7 protein-coding genes are annotated in these 7,722 nt (G+C 71.4%); 4 read left to right on the forward strand and 3 right to left on the reverse strand.

Features of this window, described 5'->3' with window-relative positions:
- Positions 1-107: 107 nt before the first annotated feature.
- Positions 108-1,886, forward strand: a complete 1,779-nt coding sequence (gene aspS, locus VLI41_RS02160; RefSeq protein WP_325266413.1) for an aspartate--tRNA ligase — start codon at positions 108-110, stop codon at positions 1,884-1,886.
- Here aspS and VLI41_RS02165 read toward each other — a convergent pair.
- Entirely contained in the window at positions 1,876-2,748 is an 873-nt protein-coding gene (locus VLI41_RS02165) for a pentapeptide repeat-containing protein (RefSeq protein ID WP_325266414.1), read from the reverse strand. The genes aspS and VLI41_RS02165 overlap by 11 nt on opposite strands.
- Before the next feature lie 86 nt (positions 2,749-2,834).
- Positions 2,835-5,306, reverse strand: a complete 2,472-nt coding sequence (locus tag VLI41_RS02170; RefSeq protein ID WP_325266415.1) for a ribonucleotide reductase — start codon at positions 5,304-5,306, stop codon at positions 2,835-2,837.
- A 182-nt stretch (positions 5,307-5,488) separates the two neighbouring features.
- Between VLI41_RS02170 and VLI41_RS02175 the strand changes: the two genes are divergently transcribed.
- Both VLI41_RS02175 and VLI41_RS02180 read left to right on the forward strand, forming a co-directional pair.
- The gene (locus tag VLI41_RS02175; protein WP_325266419.1) at positions 5,489-5,884 is read left to right on the forward strand and encodes an NADH:ubiquinone oxidoreductase subunit NDUFA12; all 396 of its coding nucleotides are present in this window, start codon (positions 5,489-5,491) and stop codon (positions 5,882-5,884) included.
- Between the two features lie 131 nt (positions 5,885-6,015).
- Positions 6,016-6,534: a DUF2155 domain-containing protein gene (locus VLI41_RS02180; protein WP_325266416.1), complete on the forward strand. Its 519-nt coding sequence runs from the start codon at positions 6,016-6,018 to the stop codon at positions 6,532-6,534.
- On the opposite strand, the gene aat is transcribed toward VLI41_RS02180, so the two are convergent.
- The gene (aat, locus tag VLI41_RS02185) at positions 6,462-7,121 is read right to left on the reverse strand and encodes a leucyl/phenylalanyl-tRNA--protein transferase (protein WP_325266417.1); all 660 of its coding nucleotides are present in this window, start codon (positions 7,119-7,121) and stop codon (positions 6,462-6,464) included. The two genes, VLI41_RS02180 and aat, sit on opposite strands and share 73 nt — an antisense overlap.
- A 122-nt stretch (positions 7,122-7,243) precedes the next feature.
- On the opposite strand from aat, the gene VLI41_RS02190 reads away from it, so the two are divergent.
- On the forward strand, positions 7,244-7,722 hold a 479-nt coding region (locus tag VLI41_RS02190; RefSeq protein WP_325266418.1), incomplete at its 3' end, for a nitroreductase family protein.

A 7,722-nucleotide genomic window follows, 5' to 3' on the forward strand; every position in this document is an offset into this window, starting at 1 on the left:
TCGCGGGGATGACTGGGGGGAGGGGACCGCCCGGCGCTCGCACCTTGACTTTCGCACCCCCTCATGCGCCCTTCCGCGCCTCGTAAATCACCCGTTTTCCGGAAAATATGCACGCCTACCGCACCCATACCTGCGGCGCGCTTCGCGCCGCCGACACCGGCAAGACGGTCCGCCTCTCAGGCTGGATCCATCGCAAGCGCGACCATGGCGGCCTGATCTTCGTCGACCTGCGGGACAACTACGGCCTGACCCAGCTGGTGCTGCACCCTGGTTCGGCCGGCTTCGCGACCGTCGAGCACCTGCGCGCCGAGAGCGTGATCCGCGTGGACGGCGAGGTGGTGGCCCGTTCGCCCGAGACGGTGAATCCGAACCTGCCGACCGGCGAAATCGAGGTGCGGGTCAAGGAGGTCGGGGTGCTGTCGGCGGCCTCCGAGTTGCCGCTGCCGGTGTTCGGGGAGCCCGACTACCCCGAAGATATCCGCCTGAAGAACCGCCATCTGGACCTGCGGCGGGACACGCTCCACCGCAACATCGTGCTGCGTAGCCAGGTGATCCAATCTATCCGCCGGCGGATGATTGAGCAGGGCTTCCTGGAGTTCCAGACGCCGATCCTGACGGCGTCCTCGCCGGAGGGCGCGCGCGACTATCTGGTGCCCTCGCGCCTGCACCCGGGCAAGTTCTATGCGCTGCCCCAGGCGCCGCAGCAGTTCAAGCAGCTGCTGATGGTGGCGGGGTTCGACCGCTACTTCCAGATCGCGCCCTGCTTCCGCGACGAGGACCTGCGGGCCGACCGGTCGCTGGAGTTCTACCAGCTCGACGTGGAGATGAGCTTCGTCACCCAGGAGGACGTGTTCGCGGCCATCGAGCCTGTGCTGCACGGCGTCTTCGAGGAGTTCGCGCAGGGCAAGACGGTCACGCCCTATCCCTTCCCCCGCCTGCCGTTCCGGGAGTCCATCGCCAAGTACGGCACCGACAAGCCGGACCTGCGCAACCCGCTGGTCATGGCCGACGTCTCCGAGCATTTCCGCGGCGGCGGCTTCGGCCTGTTCGCGCGCATGCTGGAGGATTCGAAGAACGCCATCTGGGCGATCCCGGCGCCGGGCGGCGGCTCGCGCGCCTTCGCCGACCGGATGAACTCATGGGCCCAGGCCGAGGGCCAGCCCGGCCTCGGCTACATCTTCTGGCGCGACGGCGAGGAGGGCGGCGCGGGCCCCATCGCCAGGAACATCGGCGCCGAGCGCGCCGAGGCCATCCGCAACCAGCTCGGGCTGAAGGTCGGCGATGCGGCCTTCTTCGTGGGCGGCGATCCGAAGGCGTTCTACAAATTCGCCGGCGTCGCGCGCACCAAGGTCGGGACCGAGCTCGATCTCGTCGCCGACGATCGGTTCGACTTCGTCTGGATCGTCGACTTCCCGATGTACGAACTGAACGAGGAGACCAACCACGTCGACTTCTCGCACAACCCGTTCTCCATGCCGCAGGGCGGCCTGGAGGCGCTGAACGCCAGGGATCCTCTCGAGATCCTCGCCTACCAGTACGACATCGTCGTCAATGGGGTGGAGCTGTGCTCGGGCGCGATCCGGAACCACCGTCCGGACATCATGCTGCGGGCTTTCGAGATCGCCGGCTACTCCCGCGAGAGCGTCGAGCACGACTTCGCAGGCATGCTCAACGCCTTCCGCTACGGGGCGCCGCCGCACGGCGGCCTCGCGCCCGGAATCGACCGGATCGTCATGCTGCTGGCGGGCGAGCAGAACATCCGCGAGGTCATCGCCTTTCCGCTGAACCAGCAGGGCCAGGACCTGTTGATGAACGCGCCCTCTGAGGTTCCGGAGCGGCAGCTCAAGGAGCTGCACATCCGCCTGGCGCCGCCGATCAAGGGTTGACGGCGCTCTCCACGAGATAACGCGGCGAAGGGGGCATCGGCGGGGCCGGCGGAGCCACGATCATCCGCGATCCGTGGACGGAGACCCGCATGCCGATGCAGCTCTTGCCGGTGAGACCCGCGGGCAGTCGCGTGCGGCCGTCGGCGCAGGCCTCGTCCAGCTGGTCCTGCGTCAGGCCGCGGGCGCGCGAGAGGTCCGCGCCATAGAGGACCGCGCGGCGCAGGCTGGCGTCATGGAAGTCCGCCCCGTCGAAGTTGCCGCCCATCAGGTCCGCGGCGTCGAGCACCGCGTCGCGGAACGAGGCCTTCTCGAAACGTCCATAGGCCAGGGTGGCCGCGCGGAGCGTCGCGTCCGAGAAATCGGCGCCGTGCGCCACGACCCGGGTCATGTTGGCCGCGCTGAGGTCTATGGACCGCAGCCGGGCCCCGGCGAGGGTCGCCTCGCTGAACGAGGAGCCCTGCGCGTTGGCGTCGCTCATGTCCGCGCCGGAGAGGTTGGCCTCCGAGAAGATGCTGCCGGTGGCCTGGGTGTCGCGAAGCCGCGCGTTCGACAGGTTCGCGCTCTTGAAGTTGGCCCCGAGGATCTGGGAGTCCGTGAGGTCGGCCCGGCTCAGGTTGGCGTCCGAGAAGTTGGAGGCCAGGAAATGGGCGTCGCGCAGGTCAGAGCCGACGAAGGAGGCGCCGGAGAAGTTCGCGCCCATGAACTGGGCGCCGCGCAGCCGGCGGCCGGAGAGCTCGCATTTCGGACAGGAGCCGCCGAAGCTGTTGATGTGCGGGATGGCCTTGTCGCCGGCCAACGCAACCTGAGGGACGGCGAGGGCGAACGCCGCAAGCACGGGAAGGAAGGTGGCGATACGCTTCATGGAGGCGGGACGGATCCGGAGACGACCTCACCCCTCTGCGCCGAAGGCTCCTGGCGCGCCACTTAATTCGCGGTAATTCTAAGGGCTTAGGCGCCATGATCTTCGCCCTGCCGGCCGGCGCGAGCGCCGCAGGTTTGGCAGATCAGGGAGGCGCCCTTGCGCACCACCGCGAGATCGCCGCAGGCCGGGCAGACATCGGCCGCTTCCAGAAGCGCAGGCCCGCCAGTCCGGTTCGCGAGCGGCAGGAAGACCAGATTGTCGGGCGCCGCGCCGCGCGAGAAGCCGCGGGAGATGAAGCGGGACGCCGGCTGCGGCTCGGCCTCCTCCGGCGGCGGGCCGTTCCCGTGGCCCAGCCCGTCGGCGCTCAGCGCGGCGGGATCGACGTTGGCGAGGTCGTGGCGCCCCAGGTAGGAGATGCCGAGCTCGCGGAAGATGTAGTCGAGAATCGAGGTCGCCGACTTGACGGTATCGTTGCCGGTCACCGGGCCGGCGGGCTCGAAGCGGGTGAACACGAACGCGTCGACGAACTCCTCGAGCGGCACGCCGTACTGCAGGCCGATGGAGACCGCGATGGCGAAGTTGTTCATCAGCGAGCGGAAGGCGGCGCCTTCCTTGTGCATGTCGAGGAACACCTCTCCGAGCTCACCGTCGTCGTACTCGCCGGTGTGCAGATAGACCTTGTGGCCCCCGACGGCGGCCTTCTGGATGTAGCCCTTGCGGCGGTCCGGCAGCTTGCGCCGCACCCGTTCGCGCTCGACCACCCGCTCGACGATGCGCGGCTGCGGGTCGGGCGCGGGCTCGCGCGGCGCCCGCGGTTCCGCGGCCAGCGGCAGATCCAGGCGCAGGTCGGCGGGCGGCGCGTCACGCCGGATGCGCACCGCGACCTCCAGCCGTTGCAGGTCGGCGGCGATCGTCTCGGGCGTGTCGCCCCAGGGCCGGCGCAGCTCGAGCACCGGCGGGGCGGCGAGCAACGGGCCGAGCGCGCTCAGCATCTCCCGCCGCGGCGCCTCGCCGAGCGCCTCGGCGTCTTGGAACAGCGCCTGCCGCTCGGGGGGGATGAAGCTCGCGGCGGCCAGGCCGGCGCGACCGAGCGCATAGGCTTCGGCCTGCGCCACCGCCTCGGGTGTGAAGCCGGCCAGCGCCAGGACGTCGAGGTCGGGGTCGGCGAGCTGGGCGGCGGTCGCGCCGAGCACGTCGCGCACGAAGCCCTCGCCCAGCACTTCGGGCCGAAACGCCTCGCTCAGCCGTCGCGCCCCGACCAGGGCCGCCTCGGCGGCGGCGATCTCATGGTCGGTGAAGCCGCGGGCGATGAGCGCCGCGCGTCCGACGCCCGGCGCCTCGGAAAGCTCGCGGGCGCCGAGCAGATGGGCCTGTGCGGCCGCCAGGTCCACGCCGGCGATCGCCAGCCCCCGCCGAGCCGCGTCGGAGACGGTGGCGAAGGTCTCGCCGTCTGCGGTTTCCGACCAGGCGAGCGGCCCCGTCCAAGGCTCGGCCGCGCAGTCGCCGGAACCCATGCGCAGCGCAAGCTCGGGGTCGGAGAACACCGCAAGGCCGGCGACGTCCGCGCCGGTGGCCTGGATCGCCTCGGCGGCCGCCGCATAGAGCGCGCGCGCCGCGGTCCGTCCCTCCGGCGTGCCGTAGCCCAGGCCGTTGGCGACCAGCCAGTCGCCGAGGCCGGCGAGTCCGATCAGCGGCGGCCGCTCGAAACTCGCGGCGGCGGCCCGGGCGGCGAGACCCACGGCTGCGCCGAACGCCGCCTCGTCGAACGCCTGGTCGCGCCAGAACGCCAGGAGATCGATGGCGGCGCGGGGCGCTGTCCAGGCCTCGGCGATGCGCTCCGCCGCCGCCCGGCTCGACGCGGCCGTCACCGCCCCGGTCAGCCAGACAGCGCGCGCGAGGCGCCCGTCCGCAGCCTCCGTCGCGACGACGAGGCTCAGCCCGGACGATGCTCTCGGAGGCCCGGCGCAAGGCCAGCAGGGCTCGCCCGCCCGGGCCAGCGCCACGGCTTCGAGGATCATGGCGTCCGAGCCGCCCGCGCTGCGGGCCTGCTCCGCCGCCCGGCCGAGGGTGACGTTCTGCGTCGGATCGGCGCAGGCGGCCGCCTCGCCTTCGCAGCGCAGGACGGCCTCCATCACCGCCTGCAATCGGCCTGCGAGCTCGGCCGCGCCGGCCTGCATCGCCGCTTCGGCAAGGTGGCTCTCGACGAGCGCCGCCAGCGCCCGCTGTCCGTCCGCGGCGCCGGCGTCGGCGACCCGCGGCGCCGGCCCGCCCCCCGCGGCCAGGCCGATCTGGCCGCAGAGCAGCGCCTCGGTCAGCGCGTCGCGGAACTGCGTGCGGGCCCGGATGTCTCTCAGCAGCCCGCGCGCCTGGGCGTTCAGGGTGATCGCCTCCACCGCCTCGCCGACCGCGCCCGCGATGTCGGTGCGGCCCGCCGCCCAGTCGAGCCAGGCCTCGACCTGCGCGGTCGTCCAATGCGCGGGCGCCTCGACCTCGAGCAACCGATCGCCCAGCTCCAGGATCCGCCCCTCGGCGGCCGCTCGCGGCCTCGCCTCGCCCATGCGCCGACTCCCTCCAGGCGAGGTTAGGTCGGACGTCTCGGGGCGGGCAATAGATGTTGCGGTCGCAAGGCGGTCCATCCCCAACATCTTGCCGCGGCAGGCGTGCTGGACGCTGTCCGGGGCGCCGCCTATAGTCCGGCCGCACCTCCCTCCGGAATCGCCTGCAGAGCCCTGCCTTGAGCATCCTGAAGACTCTCTTCACCTGGTGGAACGGCGCCACGCCCGGCATCCGCTTCACCATCGCGCGGCGCGGGGTCTTCGTGGGCCAGGACGACTACGGCAATCGCTACTACGAGGCGAAGGACGCCTCCGACAGCTACGACGGGCGCAAGCGCCGCTGGGTCATCTACGACGGCTACGCCGAGGCCTCGAAGGTGCCGCCGGACTGGCACGGCTGGCTGCACCACACCTTCGTCGAGCCGCCGACCACCGAACCTCTGCCGCGCCGACGCTGGGAGAAGGAGCATCGTCCCAACCTGTCGGGCACCATCTACGCCTATCGGCCGAAGGGCTCGCTCGCCCGCGGCGGCGAGCGGCAGCGGGCGACCGGCGACTACGAGGCCTGGACCCCGGAATAGGCGCTCACGTGTCCCGACGCCTCTCGCTCGCTGTCCTGATCGCCCTAGGCGCCGGCGGCATCGTAGCCGCCCAGCCGGCCGGGCCGCCGACGAAGTCGCAGCCGCCCCGGGGACCTCAGGCCGTCGCGCCTATGCCGCCGTCCGCGCCCGAGGAAGCCCCGCCGGTGAACGTGCCCACGCCGCAGCCGATGGCGGTCCCGCCGATCGACGAGAAGGAAGTCGCGCCCGTGCCGCCGGAAACGTCCGCCGCGCCCGCCCAGGCCAAGGCGCCCGAAGCGCCGCAGCACCGCGCCCGCTTCGACGTCGCGGTGATCCAGGCGCTGGACAAGGTGACCGCCGAGACCTTGCGGTTCGAGGCTCCGGTCGGCAAGCCGATCCGCTACAAGACCCTGGTCTTCACCGTGCGCGCCTGCGAGCGCTCCATGCCCGACGAGCCGATCGAGGATTCCATCGCCTACGTCGAGGTGCTGTCGCAGCCCAGGCCCGAGCCGGGCTTTCCGGCCCTGCCGCCACGGCAGGCGTTCAAGGGCTGGATGTTCGCCTCGTCGCCCGGCCTCGACCCGTTCGAGCACCCGGTCTATGCGGCCTGGCTGATCAGCTGCAGGGCGGCCGCGCCTGCGCCGGGGCCCGCGCCCGCGCCGGCGCGCTGAAAATCCCCCTCGGCGGCGAGCGCCCGCTCCAGCCGCTTGCGGTACTCCCTGCGGCTGATCTCCTCGGCCCCGAACTGGCTCAGGTGCTCGGTCATGAACTGGGCGTCGAGCAGCCTGAAGCCCCCGGCGATCAGCCGCGCGACCAGGTGCACCAGCGCGACCTTCGAGGCGTCGCGCGCGTGCGAGAACATGCTCTCGCCGAAGAAAGCGCCCTTGAGCGCCACCCCATAGAGTCCGCCGGCCAGCGCGCCGTCCGCCCAGCATTCGACGCTGTGGGCGAAGCCCAGCCCGTGCAGCTGAACGTAGAGCCGTTCGATGGGATGGTTGATCCAGGTCTCGATCCGGCCCGGCGCGGGCGCGGCGCAGGCCTGCACGACCTCGCTGAAGGCGGTATCCAGCCGGATCTCGAACCGATCGGCCCGCACCGTGCGCGCCAGCCGTCGCGAGATATGAAAGCGCTCGAGCGGGATCACGCCGCGCCGCTCCGGATCGATCAGGAAGACGCGCGAGTCGTCGCGCGCGTCCGCCATGGGGAACACGCCGCGGGCGTAGCAGGCCAGGAGATCGCGGGCGGAGAAGGCCTCCATGCGCTGAGCTTATACGCGGAGCCGGTCGCCTCCCGACAAGCGGCTTGGGATCGACGGCTTGCGACCCAAGCGGCGTTGGCCGACAGTTCCGGTCAATGCGCCGCCAATGCCTGAGGGCCCATATGCAGTTCGACGACGTGATCCTCGGTCGCCGCAGCATCCGCGGCTACAAGCCCGATCCGGTTCCCAGGGCGCTGATCGAGGAGATCATCGGCCTGGCGATGCGGGCGCCCTCGTCGATGAACACCCAACCGTGGAACTTCTACGTCATCACCGGCGAGCCGCTGAACCGCATCCGCGCCGGGAACACCGAGCGGAATCTCGCCGGCGTGCCGCACTCGCGCGAGTTCCGCATCGGCCAGCCGTTCGCCGGGCGCCATCGCGAGCGGCAGATCGGCGTCGCCAAGCAGCTGTTCTCCGCCATGGGAATCGCGCGCGAGGACAAGGATGGGCGGCAGGACTGGGTGCTGCGCGGCTTTCGCCAGTTCGACGCGCCGGTCTGCGTGATCGTGACCTACGATCGCGACCTGCACGGCAGCGACGACACGCCGTTCGATTGCGGCGCCGTGGCGACCGCGCTGGTCAACGCGGCCTGGTCGCG

The sequence above is a fragment of the Phenylobacterium sp. genome, from assembly GCF_035475775.1.
Classification (GTDB): Bacteria; Pseudomonadota; Alphaproteobacteria; order Caulobacterales; family Caulobacteraceae; genus Phenylobacterium.

Bases quoted from the DNA above. Each gene is read 5' to 3' on its own strand.
- aspS (WP_325266413.1), top strand. From the start codon at position 108: ATGCACGCCTACCGCACCCATACCTGCGGCGCGCTTCGCGCCGCCGAC.
- VLI41_RS02165 (WP_325266414.1), bottom strand. From the start codon at position 2,748: ATGAAGCGTATCGCCACCTTCCTTCCCGTGCTTGCGGCGTTCGCCCTC.
- VLI41_RS02170 (WP_325266415.1), bottom strand. From the start codon at position 5,306: ATGGGCGAGGCGAGGCCGCGAGCGGCCGCCGAGGGGCGGATCCTGGAG.
- VLI41_RS02180 (WP_325266416.1), top strand. From the start codon at position 6,016: ATGCCGCCGTCCGCGCCCGAGGAAGCCCCGCCGGTGAACGTGCCCACG.
- aat (WP_325266417.1), bottom strand. From the start codon at position 7,121: ATGGAGGCCTTCTCCGCCCGCGATCTCCTGGCCTGCTACGCCCGCGGC.